Here is a 15,422-nt window from a genome sequence, read left to right as displayed (position 1 = left end):
TCTTCCTCACGCCTTGTCAGTTTAGGGTTCCACACCGCGAAGCGGTCAAAGACTGCATTTCGCAGGCATAGGCCGACTGGTCTTTTTGCATAAACACTACGAATTTGCTGCCGTTCGGAATGGCAGCCTTGATCTGATAGCCCTTGGACAAAAGCTCGCCCATGGACGATTGCTGCGCCGGCGGCGTCTCTTCCTTACGGCCCAGCGGCGTGCCGAGGCTATCGGACTCCTGAGCCGAAACCCCGGATGCCGAAAGAAGGATTACGACGGCCAGCGGCAGAAGCTGCATCAGCGGTCCACCTCACCGAAGACGATGTCGAGCGAGCCGAGGACGGCCGCGACGTCGGCAAGCTGGTGGCCGCGGCACATGAAATCCATGGCCTGCAGATGGGCGTAGCCCGGGGCGCGGATCTTGCAGCGATAGGGCTTGTTGGTGCCGTCGGAGACCAGATAGACGCCGAACTCGCCCTTCGGCGCCTCGACGGCGGCGTAAACCTCGCCGGCCGGCACGTGGTAGCCTTCGGTATAGAGTTTGAAGTGGTGGATCAGCGCTTCCATCGAACGCTTCATCTCGCCGCGCTTCGGCGGCACCACCTTGCCGTCAATCGACGAGAAGGGACCGGTCTTGGCATCCGAGAGCAGCCGGTTGACGCATTGCTTCATGATGCGAACCGACTCGCGCATCTCGATCATGCGGATCAGATAGCGGTCGTAGTTGTCGCCATTCTTGCCGATCGGAATGTCGAATTCGAGATCGGAGTAACATTCATACGGCTGGGCGCGACGCAGATCCCAGGCCGCACCCGAACCGCGCACCATGACGCCGGAGAAGCCCCAAGCCCAGCATTCCTCCAGCGAGACGACGCCGATATCGACGTTGCGCTGCTTGAAGATACGATTGCCGGTCAACAGGTTGTCGATGTCGTCGAGCGCCTTCAGGAACGGGTCGCACCAGTTGCCGATATCCTGCACGAGCTGTTCGGGCAGATCCTGGTGGACGCCACCCGGACGGAAATAGGCGGCGTGCATGCGTGAGCCGCTGGCGCGCTCGTAGAACACCATCAGCTTTTCACGCTCTTCGAAGCCCCAGAGCGGCGGCGTCAGCGCGCCGACGTCCATGGCCTGCGTCGTGACGTTCAGAAGGTGCGAGAGGATACGACCGATTTCCGAATAGAGAACGCGGATCAGCTGGCCGCGAATCGGGATCTCAATGCCGAGCAGCTTTTCGACGGCCATCGCATAGGCATGTTCCTGGTTCATCGGCGCGACGTAGTCGAGACGATCGAAATAGGGCACGGCCTGAAGATAGGTCTTTGTCTCGATCAGCTTCTCGGTGCCGCGATGCAAAAGGCCTATATGCGGATCGACACGCTCCACAATTTCGCCGTCAAGCTCCAGGACAAGACGAAGAACGCCATGCGCCGCCGGATGCTGCGGTCCGAAGTTGATGTTGAAGTTGCGGACGTTATGTTCTGTCATGGCGATGGGCTCGCGTTCTCAGATAACCAGTGAATGGCGGGCTAAGCCCACCAGCCGCCTTGAATTTATTGCTTCGCTTTTTCGTCGCCGGGCAGCACATACTCCGTGCCTTCCCAAGGCGACATAAAGTCGAAGTTGCGAAATTCCTGCTTCAGCTCGACCGGCTCGTAGACGACGCGCTTTGCGGCGTCGTCGTAACGCACTTCGACGAAGCCGGTGGTCGGGAAGTCCTTGCGCAGCGGATGGCCTTCGAAGCCATAGTCAGTCAGGATGCGGCGCAGGTCCGGATGGCCGGTGAAGAGCACGCCATACATGTCCCAAGTCTCGCGCTCGAACCAGTCGGCACCTGGATAGACGGGGCAGGCCGACGGAACCGGCGTATCCTCGTCGGTCGCGACCTTGACGCGGATGCGCAGGTTCTTCTTCGGCGACAGCAGGTGGTAGACGACATCGAAACGCAACTCGCGCTGCGGCCAGTCGACCCCGCAAATATCGATCAGGTTGACGAAACCGCATTTGGCGTCGTCGCGCAGGAAGGTCAGAAGCGCGACCAGGTTTTCACCCGTCGTCGTCAGCGTCAGCTCGCCATACTTCATCTGCGATGCGGCGATCAGGTTGGCGCGCGCTTCGCCAAGGTAGGACGCAAGCTCAGTCAGGGCTTCACTCATATGCCTTGTCCTTAACCCTTAGCGTTCGATCGTGCCGGTACGCCGGATCTTCTTCTGCAGCAGAAGCACGCCATAAAGCAGCGCCTCTGCCGTGGGGGGACAGCCCGGCACGTAGATGTCGATCGGCACGATGCGGTCGCAACCGCGCACCACCGAATAGGAATAGTGATAATAGCCGCCGCCATTGGCGCAGGAGCCCATCGAGATGACATAACGCGGCTCGGGCATCTGGTCATAGACCTTACGCAGCGCCGGCGCCATCTTGTTGGTCAGCGTGCCGGCGACGATCATCACGTCGGACTGGCGCGGCGAGGCGCGCGGCGCAAAACCAAAGCGCTCGACGTCGTAACGCGGCATCGACAGCTGCATCATTTCGACGGCGCAGCAGGCAAGGCCGAAGGTCATCCACATCAGCGAGCCGGTGCGGGCCCAGTTGATCAGCTCGTCGGTGGAGGTGACGAGAAAACCCTTGTCGGCGAGCTCGTTGTTGATCTCACCGAAAAATGGGTCGTTGCTGCCGATCGGCTTGCCGGTCGAAGGATCGATGATCCCTTTTGGCTGCTGTGCGACGAGCGGCTGATTGCTCACAGGGGCTACTCCCATTCCAGGGCTCCCTTCTTCCATTCATAGATAAAGCCGATGGTCAGCACGAGAAGGAAGACCATCATGGACCAGAAGCCGAACCAGCCGATGGCGCCGAAGGAAACGGCCCAGGGGAAGAGGAAGGCGACTTCGAGGTCGAAGATGATGAAGAGGATCGACACGAGGTAGAAGCGGATGTCGAACTTCATGCGGGCGTCGTCGAAAGCGTTGAAGCCGCATTCGTAAGCCGAGAGCTTTTCCGAATCTGGCGCTTTGAAAGCCACGGCGAACGGCGCGATGAGCAGCGCCAGACCGATCACGAGCGCAATAGCAATGAAGATAGCGATTGGAATATAAGAACTGAGTAGTTCAGTCATCATGTTCATCCCTGTTTGCCGGAGACGCCAGGTGGCGCATTTGGGCAAATGCCCGGCAAGCGAACGTGCGTTGCAACAAGCCGTGGTTAGCGCAGCCGAAGCCCCGGCGCAAGACTTTTACAGAAGCAATTCGACGAGTAGCCGAGGGACACTATCAAGCACATGCAATGATGTCGCGACAAATCCGCGCAAGCCGCTTCAGCGCGCATGCCGGACCACTGGAAACTGCATAGCTTTCAAGAGAAATGGCGCGAGTGACGGGGCTCGAACCCGCGACCTCCGGCGTGACAGGCCGGCACTCTAACCGACTGAGCTACACCCGCGCATTGATCGGCCATTTTGCGGCCGCGAGGAAGAAGAGAACCGGACAAACGACAAATCGCATTTGCGTTTTACAAGACTTGAAATGGCGCGAGTGACGGGGCTCGAACCCGCGACCTCCGGCGTGACAGGCCGGCACTCTAACCAACTGAGCTACACCCGCAATTCATTTCAAGCAGTCCGGATGCCTTCGCACCCTCTCCAAAACGGCTGCCCGTTTCGATGAGCGGCTAACTACGGGGTTCGCCTTTTAGTGTCAAGCAGGTTTGGAGACAAAACCATGACAGTCCGTGAAATGTTTCTGCGGGTTGGGTGCCAGACGAACAAAAGCCGGCACTTCCGTCTTCCGCAGCGATGCTCAGGCGCAGACGCACCGCCTTCGAAACGGAGATGCTCGCCGCCCTCCCCTCACTTTTCCACAGCCGAGCCAAACCTAAGCGGCATTGAAGACACGGGGCCACCGCCAAAAAAATCAAAAAATCTTCACAAACACTCTTGCGGTTTTGCCGCGATCCGCATAGATCACGGCCACCAACGCGGCAGGCCGATCCGGCTTCGTTTGCGATGGGCGATTAGCTCAGTTGGTAGAGCGCCTCGTTTACACCGAGGATGTCGGGAGTTCGAGTCTCTCATCGCCCACCATTTTCAATCTTTCCTGCTGCTTGTTCATCGGAATTAGACTCCCGAATTAGCTCGCTAATCCGATCAGGATCTGCGCAAGGTGTTTTGTCAGGAGACACCTCATGAAAACCGTTGCCATCATCTCTACGCTGCTTCTCGCCAGCGTGGCTGCGCCGCCGTGCATTGCCAGAGAGCCAGCGCAAGAGGTGTTCCTGTCTGCCGGGGATCAGGCGATTACAACCTCGGGAGAAACCCCGGCGCGTGAAGCCAGAACATATCTGCTGAGAATGCAGTCAGATCTGCCGATTAATTTTTCGGTCGATGCCGACAATTCAGCCTGCAGCTTGGAAATCAGCAAAGCCAGCCAGCGCGGCGTCTTAAGCACCATCAGCCGATTCCCCGCGTCTTTCAGAGACAGCGGTCAAAGTGGCGATAAATATACGTTTTCGTTTTTCCAAAACCGCGTTTCATTTATGAGCGGCGCCCGGTGCGCCTTCTCATTTTCTCTCACGCAGAAGTGACTGTGGGGTGATGGGCATCCCTCGCCGTTTGGAGGACGCCCATCGTCTGCCATTTCATGCGATTACATCCACGCCGAAAACCCACCCGCTGCCTATCGCTTCGTCACGACTCTCCGTATCCGGTGAACTGGCTGCCGATGCCCCCGTTCGGCGGCACACCACGGTCCGAGTTGTGGGCAGGACTGCGTTCTCGAGGCAGCATGCGGCAAGACGTTCCGGCGCAGCAAGACGTACATCCCGGCAGCTTCAGATGCGCGCCGTCCCGCCAGCGCTCCGCAAAACGGACTACTCCCAACCACCGCGCCACCTCCTATTGGGCGAATGGATAGGGGCCGGCAAAAGTGGGAGAATTCGCCGCCCGGAAAGTCTCCGCGCTTGAAGGTTCATCACGCCTGGAGGTGTGCCATGAGGACCCTGCGCTCCGCATTGATGCTGTGCATCGCGATTGCCCTTGGCACGCCAAGTGCCACATACGTCGCCCTGCCCGGATATGCATTCAAGACGAATCCGACATGCCAGCGCCACGAACCAAAGACGAAATTCGACAAGAGGTGCGACTGGCCGAGGGTGGGCTTCAAGAACTTTACGCCCCCGCTTGTGACCGTGCTTGGGATCTGAGGATCTTGGAACGGCGCCGGATGCGCTTTCTCATTTTCTCCGACTGAGATGTGAGAGCGTGATCGGGGTAGTGAGCATCCCGCTGTCCGGTGGGTGCTCATGGCCCACCATTCATGCCTTCGCCAGTTCTTTATCCACAGCGGAAACCAGCCGCGAATCGTCCGCCGTCACGTCAGGCGCGAAACGGGCGGCGACTTTGCCGTCGCGGCCGATCAGGAATTTCTCGAAGTTCCAGAGGATGTCGTCCTCATCTCCGCCTGTCATGCCATGGGATTTCAGGCGTTCGCGCATCGGGCCGTCACCCGTCGTCGCGACACCCGACTTGGTCAGCTGCCGGTAAAGCGGGTGCTGGGCCTCGCCCTTGACCGAGATCTTCGAGAAGATCGGGAAGGTGACGTCATAGGTGCTGGTGCAGAAATCGAGGATCTCGGCGTCGGTGCCGGGCTCCTGACCCTTGAAGTCGTTGGCGGGGAAAGCGGCGATGACGAAGCCGCGCTCGCGCTTTTCCCCATAGAGCTTTTCCAGCCCCTCATATTGGACGGTCAGCCCGCATTTCGAGGCGACATTGACGACCAAGAGCACCCTGCCCCTGTATTCGTTGAGCGTGGTCTCACGACCATCCACAGTCTTGACCGGGATATCCAGCACGTTGCCCGTCACGGGAACCTCCAATTTCGTAAGGATATGGTTCGCCCAAGCTTAGCGATATCGCCGCCGTTGTCATCAGCGTCGGGATCAACTTGGCTTCCACAGGACGCCGGTACGGCTTCCGGCCGCACCGGGCCTTAGCCTCAGGCGGGAGACGTTTCCTTCACGTCGTCGAGCAGGAAGTGCACGACGAGATAATCCGTCTTGTAATGGCGGCCGCTGTCCGACACGGAATCGACGCTGCCGCCGTCCTTCGGGTGCCAGGCGTGGTAGTGGGGATTGGTGGTGATCAGCGTGATGGCCTTGCCATCTCTTTCACCAAGCCGGAAGCGCATCTCGGCGAGCGGCCAGATCCGCTCGTAATCCTGCATGGTGATTCGCGCCTTCAGCGCCTTGCGCTGCAGCGGCGCTTCGCCGGCCTCGGCTGGTGTTTCCAACATCACCTCCTCAGCTCCGCTGATGATGGCGTTGAATTCTTCAGGCCACATGCGTCTCATGAAATCGCTCCTCCCGAGGCTTTTTCGTCAGTTCACAGATGGAACTTAGCGGTTTGTTCGAAAGAAGCAAATTCCCGTCATGCGGTTGTCATCGGTGCCGGCTGCTCCTACCTTGCCGTCAAACCGCATCAGGGCTGTCAGTCGCCCGCAATCCCGAGATCAGAAATGAAGACACGTGAAGAAAGGCAGGCGCTCCGGGCGAGCATGCCGCGCACCCCGCTCAGCGCCCATCATATGGAAAACGCCCGGCTGCTGCCGGATCGCGGCGAATTGCTTTATCGGATCCCGAACGGCGGCATCGGCGTCGAGGTCGGGGCAGCCTTTGGCGAATATACGGCGGAGATCCTGGAAAAGAATCGCCCGGCGCAGCTCTACCTCATCGATCCCTGGTCAATGGATCGCTACAGCTCCGGGCTCGATGCGATCCACACGAATTTCGCGGCCGAGATCGCGGCCGGCCGGCTGCATCTGATGCAAGGCACATCGCTCGACAAGCTTGCCGAATTCGAGGACGATTTCCTCGATTGGGCCTATATCGATACCGACCATTCCTTCGAGCTCACCTGGCAGGAACTCCAGCTCTGCGAAAAGAAGGTGAAGCGGACGGGGCGTATTGCCGGGCATGATTTCTGCACCGGCAATACGGTCAAGCCGATCGTCTATGGCGTCGTCGAGGCGGTCACCAAATTCTGCAAGGATTACGGCTGGCAATTCGAGTTCCTGACGGTCGAATCGCACGCGCATTTTTCCTATTGCCTGAAACGGCTCTGATCAGCTCACATTTTACCGGAATATTGCTCGTCGCTGACCTTTTCCATCCAGTCGACGTGGCTGCCGTCCAGCGCTTCATGGATGGCGATATGCGTCATCGCCGTGTCCGGGGCAGCGCCGTGCCAATGTTTTTCGCCTGGCGCGAACCAGACGGTATCGCCGGGGCGGATCTCGCGGATGTCCTCGCCCCAGCTCTGGGCGAGGCCCTTACCTGATGTCACGATCAGTGTCTGGCCGAGCGGATGCGTATGCCAGGCCGTGCGGGCGCCGGGTTCAAAGGTGACGGAGACCGCCCTCGCCCGTGCCGGCGCCGGCGTTTCCATCAGCGGATCCTGGCGAACGGCGCCGGTGAAATAGTCGGCCGGTGGCTTCGTCGAGGGGCGAGAGCCGGCGGGTTTGATCTCCATGATCTTTCCTTTTCCATTCATTGCGGTTGAAGCCTTATATCGCGACGATATTTCATCGAGGCGACCAATCAAAGCCGGATCGGTAATTGCCGCGGAGTCACCCGCCTGATAGTTCCAGTGGCTTTCATCACCAAAGCGCGTCGCATCGTGCTTGATTCATGCGATGCGCTTTGGCTCTTTGTTTTTATGCATGTCGTTGTCCCCGCACACTTCCGGGCGACATGTAGTAGGGAGGATTTTTCATGAAACACCATGCTTTTGGCCGCATGCCCTTCACCGTCACCAATGTCGGCTTCGGCGCCTGGCAGATCGGCGGCTCCTGGGGCGATATCAGCGAGGCCGACGGACGCGCGGCGCTCAATGCCGCGCTCGATGCCGGCATGACATTCATCGATACGGCTGACGTCTATGGCGACGGGCGCTCGGAAAAGATCATTGCCGACGTGCTGAAGACGCGCGGCGATGTGCGTCCGATGGTCGCTACCAAGGCGGGCCGCCGCCTCAACCCGCATGTCGCGGAAGGCTACACCAAGGCTAATCTCGAAGGCTTCATCGACCGCAGCCTGACGAATCTTGCCGTCGACAGTCTCGACCTCGTGCAGCTCCACTGCCCGCCGCGTGAGGTGCTTTACCAGCCGGAGGTCTTCGAGGACCTGAACGAGCTGCAGAAGGCCGGCAAGATCAAGGGTTACGGCGTCAGCGTCGAAAAGGTGGAGGACGGCCTGAAGGCGATCGAATATCCCGGCGTCGTCAGCATCCAGATCATCTACAACATCTTCCGCCAGCGCCCCGATCACCTGTTCTTCCAGGAAGCACGCCGCAGGAACGTGGCGATCATCGTCCGCGTACCGCTCGCCAGCGGTCTTCTCTCCGGAAAGATCACCCGGGACACACATTTCGCCAGCGACGACCACCGCAATTTCAACCGCAACGGCGAAGCCTTCGATGTCGGCGAGACCTTTGCCGGGGTGCCCTTCGAGGTCGGCCTGCAGGCGGTGGAAGAGGTGCGCAAGCTGGTGCCCGAGGGCGCCACCATGGCCGCCTTCGCGCTCCGCTGGATCCTGATGAGCGACGCCGTCACCGTCGTCATCCCCGGCGCGCGTAACGCCGAGCAGGCCAAGGGCAATGCGGCTGCTGCCAATCTGGCGCCGCTTTCGGCCGATGTCATGGCAGCAACGCGCGAGATTTACGAGCGGCTGATCGCGCCGCATGTGCATCAGCGCTGGTAGGCCGTCCGACATTTCGAAACGAAAATGGCCGGGCGAAAACCCGGCCATTTTCGTGTCATCGATCCGTCAAGGTCAGTTGGTGGGCTCAGTTCGTGCCGACGAGATCGACCGGAAAGAACAGGGTCTCGCCGGAGGAGTCGCTGACGCCGTCATTGTCGGTGACCGCATAGGGCTTGCCCGATGCGTCGAAGGCGAAGCCTTCAAGCTTGTCCAGCACGTAGCCGTTGGTCGCGGTCTTCAGCTCACCGAGGAAGTCGTGGGCTTCGGTCTTCTTGACGACCGGCAGCTCGCCGCCGAGCTTGGCGGGCTTCAGGTCCGATATCGCGACCTTGTAGAGCTTCTTCAGCCTGGCGGCATCACCGACGAGGTTGTCGCGCTCGATGATGTAGACGCTGTCGCCCTGAGCCGAGATTTCCGACAGGCCGACCCAGCCGCTTTCCGTCTTGTCGAGTGGATAGCGCACAGCACCCCATTCCTTCTTCTTCGGATTGTAGGAGACGAGCTTGACGAAGCCCTTCTCGTCATCGCTCCACTCACGCTGGACCGCCATCCACAGCGTCGCATCGTCGCCGGTGCCGACAACGGTCACGCCTTCGAAGCCGTAGCGGATTTCGTTAGCGACGAGCTCCTTCGGCAGGGCGATCTCGACCTTGATGTCGCCCTTGGCATTGACGTTGTAGAGGGCATGCGGAACCAGACGCTCGCTGTAACCTTCCGAGGCGAGCCAGAAGGAGCCATCGGCAGCAGCCGCGATGCCTTCGATGTCGAGCTTCTGGGCCGGGGCGCCGTCACGCTTGACGACGAGGGCATCGGTGATGACGGCCGGCTTCTTGCTGGCATCGATCGTGTAGATCGTCGGATGCGAACCCAGAACGCTGTCGCTGACGGCGTAGAGCATGCCCGGCTTGCCCGGAACGGCTGCGAGACCCGAAAGGGCTGCAAAGCCGATCGGATTGCCGTCCTTCTCGGCGGAGACGATCTGCGGATAGGCCTTTTCGCCTTCCGAGCGCTCGTAGATCATCACATGCGAGCGCGCGCCGCCATCCTTGCCGAGGTCGAGTTCGTTGGCAGTCGCGAGGAGATTGCGCCTAGGGATGGCGATCGCGCCTTCCGGCGACATGCCGGACGGCAGCAGCTGGACGAGTTCGGGATCGGCACCGGTATCCTTATAGACGCCGACGACCGAAGCACGCTCGGCGAGCAGGAAGAAATACTGATCGTCCCCGAACTTGGCGGCTTCGAGGCCTTCCGGCTCGACGCCCTTCGATGCTGACCGGCTTTCCGGATAGTGGCCGATATGGGCGACGGCGCGTTCGAAGGATGCGCCCGATTCGTAGAGAAGCTTACCCGTCTTGTCGAAGATGGTGAAGCCGCGCGAGCCGCCCTGGTAGTCGCCTTCATTGGCGACGACGAGGCGGTTGTCGTCCAACCACTTCACAGCATCGGGCTCGCGCAGCACGCCTTTGGCTTCGCCCGAGAATTTCAGGGCGCCGTCACGCTTGGTGTCGATACCGGTGAGATCGACGCTGCCGGCGGTGAAATGCGTCTTCACTTCAGCCGTGTTGGCGTCGATGATGACGATTTCGTTGTTTTCCTGCAGCGTCAGAGCAATCTCGTTCAGGCTGTTGAAGGCGACGAATTCCGGCTCCGGATCCTCCGGGGCGACGCCGGCAAGCCCGGTCAGCGCCACGTGCTTGATCGTGCCGCAATCGACGGTGCCGTTCTTGACCTGGAAGACGACGAGGTCGCCAGCCGGCATTTGCGGGATCTTGCCGTCATTGACCTTTTCGTCGCGCTCGTTTTCGATCGCGATGGTGCCGAGCGTCTTATCCTTGTTGAGGGCGATCGAATCCGGCTGGCCGCCGAGATCACAGCTGTTCTCGATCTTCTTGGTCGCCACGTCGACGATGGCGAGACGGCCCGAGGGCTTCGCCTTGTTTTCGGAAGTGTTGACGGCAACGAGCGCCTTGCCGGCGCTCGAGGTGACCGATGTCGGCTCGCCGTCCATCATCACCGCGCCGCCGGCCTTCGGAGCCTTGGCATCGGTAATGTCGATGAAGCCGATCGCGCCGAGCGGGCTGTCGCTATAGATCAGCGTGTTGCCGTCGTCGGTCGCGGTGATGATTTCGGCGGAGCTCACCGAAAGCTTGTCCTTGTCAGCCGGCAGGTTCTGCGCAACCGGGAAGGAAGCGATGCGATTGAAAACCGGTTCGGCCGCGGCCGGAAAGGCAACGGATGCGAGAAGCACGGCAGCGAGCGCTGCCTTGCGCGATGAAATTGTCATGAAATCCCCCATGTGTCGAACATTCGAAACAGGAGTTTTCTGCGCGAGCGGCATGACAGAGGCATGACAGAGGCGACATTTTGCGCCAGACCACGTCAGGCTGGTTTGCGCTCCCGGCGCATCTCGTTTCGCATGATGAAGAGCGAGGCAGACAGGATGAGAGCTGCTCCCAGCCAAAGGTAACCCGCCGGCGCATAGCCAAAGAACAGCCAACCGGCCAGCACGTTCAACGGCAGCTTAAGATCATCGAATGGCTGGACGTAGGCGGCATCGGCTGCGGCATAGGCAAGCGTCAGGAAATACTGCGCTGCGGCGGTCAGCAGCCCCGCCAGCAGGAACAGGGCAAGTGTTGCACCCGTCGGCACTGCAAAACCTGCCGCAAGCGCCAGCCCGCCGTTTATCGGGGTCAGCAGAACGAGCAGCCAGACGGTGATCGTCTCCGGTCGTTCAATGCCCGTTAGGCTTTTGGTGATCAACGACGAGGCGCCCCACAGCAGCGCCGAGAGCACAGGCAGGAGTGCTGCCCAGCCAAAGCCGTCCGACCATGGCTGCAGGATGATCATCGCTCCGGTGAAACCCGCCGCCGTCGCGGCCCAGCGGGCCGGGCCGACGCGCTCACCGAGGAAAAGCCGGGCACCCAGAATGATGAAGAAGGGCGAGGTCATCACCAGTGCGATCGCCTGCCAGATCGGCACGGCGGCAAGGCCGGCGACCCAGGCCTCGACGCCGAGCGCGGCAAGCGCGACGCGCGCGAGGTGACGCCAGGGATAGTGCGTGCGCATCGCCGCGAGGCCGAGCCTCTTAAGGAACGGCAACGAAAACAGGAAGGCGAAGCCATATTGCCAGAAGGCTGCCGACGCCGAGGGAAAGGCAAGCTTCATCGTCAGCCATTGGGTGACGACGTTGAGAAGCGAAAAAGCAATGCCGGCAAGCACCATCCAGAGTGCACCGACAACGGCGCGGGACGGCGAGACTGCAAGGGAAGTCTGATTCATGTCTTTCATCCAAAACAGGGACCAACATAAATCAGGACGCATGAGCCACGACCAAGCGACACAGGACAGACCCCTGCCCTTCGCACGACCGACACTCATTCTCTTCCATCCGGACTTTAACCGTCGGCTCCGGAATCGCACCGGATCTGCTGACCCTTCCCCCGCTTGGACACGAGGGAAGGCGCTCGCGGGCTCGAGCCGAAACTCTTACCGCCGGTGGGGAGTTTCACCCCGCCCTGAGAACAGAAATGTCGTAGATCAAAGCCCGCGCGGCGGCAAGAGTGCTCCTAAAGCAAAAGGGGTCCGGCAAAGCCGAACCCCTCTCAAATCCTGGACAACCGGTCTCGTTTCCGGCTGACGGATAATATCAGATCAGCCGTTGACGGCGTCCTTCAGGCCCTTGCCGGGCGTGAATTTGGGCACGTTGCGAGCCGGAATGTCGACTTCAGCGCCCGTCGACGGATTACGGCCCTTCGTTGCGGCACGATGAGAAACGGTGAAGCTGCCGAAACCCGCGAGGCGGATGTCGCCCTTGTTCTTGAGTTCAGCCTGGACAACGTCGAAAACCGCGTCAACAGCGGAAGCCGCGTCAGACTTCGTCAGTCCTGCCTTTTCGGCTACTGCGGACACGAGTTCATTCTTGTTCATGTTTCCACCCCTTTCTAAATGGTATGAAACGACTCAAAAGTAAGCTAGGCGCAGAATAGGTTTCATCAGGCCCGCCGAAAACCCAAAAGCCCTGCAAATCAAGGAAAAGCAAGCGTCTACATGACGTTTTCACAAAAAAGGCTGGCGTTTCCGCCAGCCTTTTTGCGTGTTTTGCCCCAATTGGGCGTAAATGTGGCAAAGGCCACTCAATGCGCTATGGTTGCGCCTGTCTCATCGAGGCCTTCGACCGTTGCGATGACGGGCGTTTCTACCGTGCCGTCCCATTCGATCGGCTCCGGTCGCCGGATCAGCGCATGCTTGATCACCTCGCCCATGCGGGATACCGGGATGATCTCCATGTTGTTCTTCACGTTGTCAGGAATCTCCGCCAGGTCCTTGGCGTTTTCCTCCGGAATCAGCACCTTCTTGATGCCGCCGCGAAGCGCTGCGAGCAGCTTTTCCTTGAGACCACCGATCGGCAGCACACGACCGCGAAGGGTGATTTCACCGGTCATGGCCACATGCCTGTCCACTGGGATGCCGGTCATGATCGAGACGATCGCGGTTGCCATGGCGACGCCGGCCGAGGGGCCATCCTTCGGCGTCGCGCCTTCCGGCACGTGCACGTGGATGTCGCTCTTGTCGAAGCGCGGCGGCTCGATGCCGAAATCGACAGCGCGCGAGCGAACATAGGAGGCCGCTGCCGAGATCGATTCCTTCATGACTTCCTTCAGATTGCCGGTGACCGTCATGCGGCCCTTGCCCGGCATCATCACGCCTTCGATGGTCAGCAGCTCACCACCGACTTCCGTCCAGGCAAGACCGGTCACGACGCCGACCTGATCCTCGCCCTCGGCTTCGCCATGGCGGAAGCGCGGGACGCCCAGGTAGTCGGAGATGTTGGCAGCCGTCACATGAACGGCCTTCGTCTTGCCCTTGATGATCTCGGTGACCGCCTTGCGGGCGAGTTTCATCAGTTCGCGTTCGAAGTTGCGGACGCCGGCTTCGCGGGTGTACTGCTGGCTGATCGCCATCAGGGCGTCGTCGCTGACCGAGAATTCTTCCGGCTGCAACGCATGTTCCTTGATGGCCTTCGGCAGCAGGTGCCGCTTGGCGATTTCGCGCTTTTCATCCTCGGTGTAGCCGGCGATACGGATGATCTCCATGCGGTCCATCAGGGGCGCTGGAATATTCAGCGTATTTGCCGTCGTGATGAACATCACATCCGACAGGTCGTATTCGACTTCCAGATAGTGGTCCATGAAGGTCATGTTCTGCGCCGGATCGAGCACTTCCAGCAGGGCCGAGGACGGATCGCCGCGATAATCCTGGCCGAGCTTGTCGATCTCGTCGAGCAGGAAGAGCGGGTTGGACTTCTTCGCCTTCTTCATCGACTGGATGACCTTGCCGGGCATCGAGCCGATATAGGTGCGGCGGTGACCGCGGATTTCGGCTTCGTCACGAACGCCGCCAAGCGCCATGCGGACATACTCACGGCCGGTCGCCTTGGCGATCGACTGGGCGAGCGAAGTCTTGCCGACACCCGGAGGGCCGACGAGGCAGAGGATCGGGCCCTTGATCTTGGTGGCGCGAGCCTGCACGGCCAGATATTCGACGATGCGCTCCTTGACCTTGTCGAGACCGAAGTGATCGGCTTCGAGGATCTTCTCGGCATTGTTGAGATCGGCCTTGATCTTCGACTTCTTGCCCCAGGGGATGCCGAGCAGCCAGTCCAGATAGTTGCGCACGACGGTGGCTTCCGCCGACATCGGGCTCATCTGGCGCAGCTTCTTCAGTTCCGCATCGGCCTTTTCACGGGCCTCCTTGGACAGCTTGGTCTTGGAGATGCGCTCTTCCAGTTCGCTCATCTCGTCGCGGCCTTCCTCGCCGTCGCCGAGTTCCTTCTGGATCGCCTTCATCTGTTCATTCAGGTAGTACTCGCGCTGGGTCTTCTCCATCTGGCGCTTGACGCGCGAGCGGATGCGCTTTTCGACCTGCAGGACCGAGATCTCGCCTTCCATGAAGCCGAGGGCCTTTTCGAGGCGCTGCTTGACGCTGGTGGTCTCCAGCATCTCCTGCTTCTCGGTGATCTTGATCGACAGATGCGAAGCGACCGTATCGGCGAGCTTGGAATAGTCGTCGATCTGGCTGGCGGCGCCGACCACTTCGGGCGAAATCTTCTTGTTGAGCTTCACGTAGCTCTCGAATTCGGAGACGACCGAACGCGACAGGGCTTCCAGTTCGACCGGATCGTCATGCGGCTCCTCGAGCACATGGCCGAGCGCCTCATAGAAATCCTCGCGGCTGGTGTAGGTGTCGATCTCGGCGCGGGCGCGGCCTTCGACCAGAACCTTCACGGTGCCGTCGGGCAGCTTCAAGAGCTGCAACACGTTCGCCACGGTGCCGACATTGTGGATCGCGGAAGGATCCGGATCGTCGTCGCTGGCGTTGATCTGCGTCACCAGCATGATCTGCTTGTCGGAACCCATGACCTCTTCGAGCGCACGGATCGACTTTTCCCGTCCTACGAACAGCGGCACGATCATATGCGGGAAAACCACGATGTCGCGCAGGGGCAGAACAGGGTAGGCAGTGCTGCTCGCTACAGACGTTTTCTTCGTCATTTTATGTCCTTTCCATCGTCCCGTTGCCGGGCTCTTTGCACGGCCGCTTGGGACCGGCCGGCACTCTCACTTGTTGCTACAAGTGGAGGTTCTGACTACGCTTTTCAAGCCACGCAAACGCCCGCGTCCCTC

General features: G+C 60.2%; 16 protein-coding genes, 3 tRNA genes and 1 riboswitch. Of the genes, 5 read left to right on the top strand and 14 right to left on the bottom strand.

Annotated features, from left to right (window positions below; all coding sequences use genetic code 11):
• Positions 1–16: 16 nt before the first annotated feature.
• From U5G49_RS07010 to U5G49_RS06980, 7 genes are all read right to left on the bottom strand, one after another.
• Positions 17–289 (bottom strand): hypothetical protein, encoded by a 273-nt coding sequence (locus U5G49_RS07010; protein ID WP_018241592.1) that lies wholly within the window; start codon positions 287–289, stop codon positions 17–19.
• Positions 289–1,479 carry an NADH-quinone oxidoreductase subunit D gene (locus U5G49_RS07005; protein WP_018241591.1) on the bottom strand — a complete coding sequence of 397 codons (1,191 nt, stop codon included), beginning with the start codon at positions 1,477–1,479 and terminating at the stop codon, positions 289–291. Before U5G49_RS07005 ends, U5G49_RS07010 begins: the two co-directional genes overlap by 1 nt.
• Positions 1,480–1,544: 65 nt before the next feature.
• On the bottom strand, positions 1,545–2,147 hold the full coding sequence (locus U5G49_RS07000) for an NADH-quinone oxidoreductase subunit C (RefSeq protein ID WP_018241590.1): 603 nt from the start codon (positions 2,145–2,147) through the stop codon (positions 1,545–1,547).
• Positions 2,148–2,165: 18 nt separating this feature from the next.
• Positions 2,166–2,750: a NuoB/complex I 20 kDa subunit family protein gene (locus tag U5G49_RS06995; protein WP_003547368.1), complete on the bottom strand. Its 585-nt coding sequence runs from the start codon at positions 2,748–2,750 to the stop codon at positions 2,166–2,168.
• Positions 2,741–3,106: an NADH-quinone oxidoreductase subunit A gene (locus U5G49_RS06990; RefSeq protein WP_010055493.1), complete on the bottom strand. Its 366-nt coding sequence runs from the start codon at positions 3,104–3,106 to the stop codon at positions 2,741–2,743. The genes U5G49_RS06995 and U5G49_RS06990 overlap by 10 nt, the downstream gene beginning before the upstream one ends.
• A gap of 246 nt (positions 3,107–3,352) precedes the next feature.
• Positions 3,353–3,429 (bottom strand) — tRNA-Asp (locus U5G49_RS06985).
• 84 nt (positions 3,430–3,513) lie between these two features.
• A tRNA-Asp gene (locus U5G49_RS06980) sits at positions 3,514–3,590 on the bottom strand.
• Between the two features lie 403 nt (positions 3,591–3,993).
• Between U5G49_RS06980 and U5G49_RS06975 the strand changes: the two genes are divergently transcribed.
• The 3 genes from U5G49_RS06975 to U5G49_RS06965 all read left to right on the top strand — a co-directional run bounded on the left by U5G49_RS06975 (position 3,994) and on the right by U5G49_RS06965 (position 5,187).
• A tRNA-Val gene (locus tag U5G49_RS06975) sits at positions 3,994–4,069 on the top strand.
• 101 nt (positions 4,070–4,170) lie between these two features.
• Entirely contained in the window at positions 4,171–4,569 is a 399-nt protein-coding gene (locus tag U5G49_RS06970; RefSeq protein ID WP_028733659.1) for a hypothetical protein, read from the top strand.
• A 405-nt stretch (positions 4,570–4,974) separates the two neighbouring features.
• Positions 4,975–5,187, top strand: coding sequence for a hypothetical protein (locus tag U5G49_RS06965; protein ID WP_018447536.1), 213 nt, complete (start codon positions 4,975–4,977; stop codon positions 5,185–5,187).
• 111 nt (positions 5,188–5,298) lie between these two features.
• Here U5G49_RS06965 and U5G49_RS06960 read toward each other — a convergent pair whose 3' ends face one another.
• Entirely contained in the window at positions 5,299–5,847 is a 549-nt protein-coding gene (locus tag U5G49_RS06960; protein ID WP_168298159.1) for a glutathione peroxidase, read from the bottom strand.
• 131 nt (positions 5,848–5,978) lie between these two features.
• Positions 5,979–6,332 (bottom strand): hypothetical protein, encoded by a 354-nt coding sequence (locus U5G49_RS06955; protein WP_018241586.1) that lies wholly within the window; start codon positions 6,330–6,332, stop codon positions 5,979–5,981.
• Positions 6,333–6,497: 165 nt separating this feature from the next.
• Here U5G49_RS06955 and U5G49_RS06950 point away from each other — a divergent pair, with 165 nt between their 5' ends.
• Entirely contained in the window at positions 6,498–7,103 is a 606-nt protein-coding gene (locus U5G49_RS06950) for a class I SAM-dependent methyltransferase (RefSeq protein WP_065276271.1), read from the top strand.
• A 5-nt stretch (positions 7,104–7,108) separates the two neighbouring features.
• Here the strand turns inward: U5G49_RS06950 and U5G49_RS06945 are convergent, their stop codons facing one another.
• On the bottom strand, positions 7,109–7,510 hold the full coding sequence (locus U5G49_RS06945; RefSeq protein ID WP_018516857.1) for a (R)-mandelonitrile lyase: 402 nt from the start codon (positions 7,508–7,510) through the stop codon (positions 7,109–7,111).
• A gap of 242 nt (positions 7,511–7,752) precedes the next feature.
• Here U5G49_RS06945 and U5G49_RS06940 point away from each other — a divergent pair, with 242 nt between their 5' ends.
• On the top strand, positions 7,753–8,739 hold the full coding sequence (locus U5G49_RS06940; RefSeq protein WP_130652184.1) for an aldo/keto reductase: 987 nt from the start codon (positions 7,753–7,755) through the stop codon (positions 8,737–8,739).
• Positions 8,740–8,824: 85 nt separating this feature from the next.
• On the opposite strand, the gene U5G49_RS06935 is transcribed toward U5G49_RS06940, so the two are convergent.
• The 4 genes from U5G49_RS06935 to lon form a co-directional block, all read right to left on the bottom strand.
• Entirely contained in the window at positions 8,825–11,035 is a 2,211-nt protein-coding gene (locus U5G49_RS06935; RefSeq protein WP_193444403.1) for an esterase-like activity of phytase family protein, read from the bottom strand.
• A gap of 83 nt (positions 11,036–11,118) precedes the next feature.
• Entirely contained in the window at positions 11,119–12,027 is a 909-nt protein-coding gene (ribN, locus tag U5G49_RS06930; protein ID WP_431312678.1) for a riboflavin transporter RibN, read from the bottom strand.
• An 84-nt stretch (positions 12,028–12,111) separates the two neighbouring features.
• A riboswitch (FMN riboswitch) is annotated at positions 12,112–12,266 on the bottom strand.
• Positions 12,267–12,390: 124 nt separating this feature from the next.
• The gene (gene hupB / locus U5G49_RS06925; protein WP_003558438.1) at positions 12,391–12,666 is read right to left on the bottom strand and encodes a DNA-binding protein HupB; all 276 of its coding nucleotides are present in this window, start codon (positions 12,664–12,666) and stop codon (positions 12,391–12,393) included.
• A gap of 206 nt (positions 12,667–12,872) precedes the next feature.
• The gene (lon, locus tag U5G49_RS06920) at positions 12,873–15,290 is read right to left on the bottom strand and encodes an endopeptidase La (RefSeq protein WP_017959927.1); all 2,418 of its coding nucleotides are present in this window, start codon (positions 15,288–15,290) and stop codon (positions 12,873–12,875) included.
• Between the last annotated feature and the right edge of the window lie 132 nt (positions 15,291–15,422).

This window comes from Rhizobium indigoferae, assembly GCF_034554815.1.
GTDB lineage: Bacteria > Pseudomonadota > Alphaproteobacteria > Rhizobiales > Rhizobiaceae > Rhizobium > Rhizobium leguminosarum.
The sequence above is the reverse complement of the archived record's forward strand: the minus strand, read 5'-3'. Positions and strand labels throughout refer to the sequence as shown.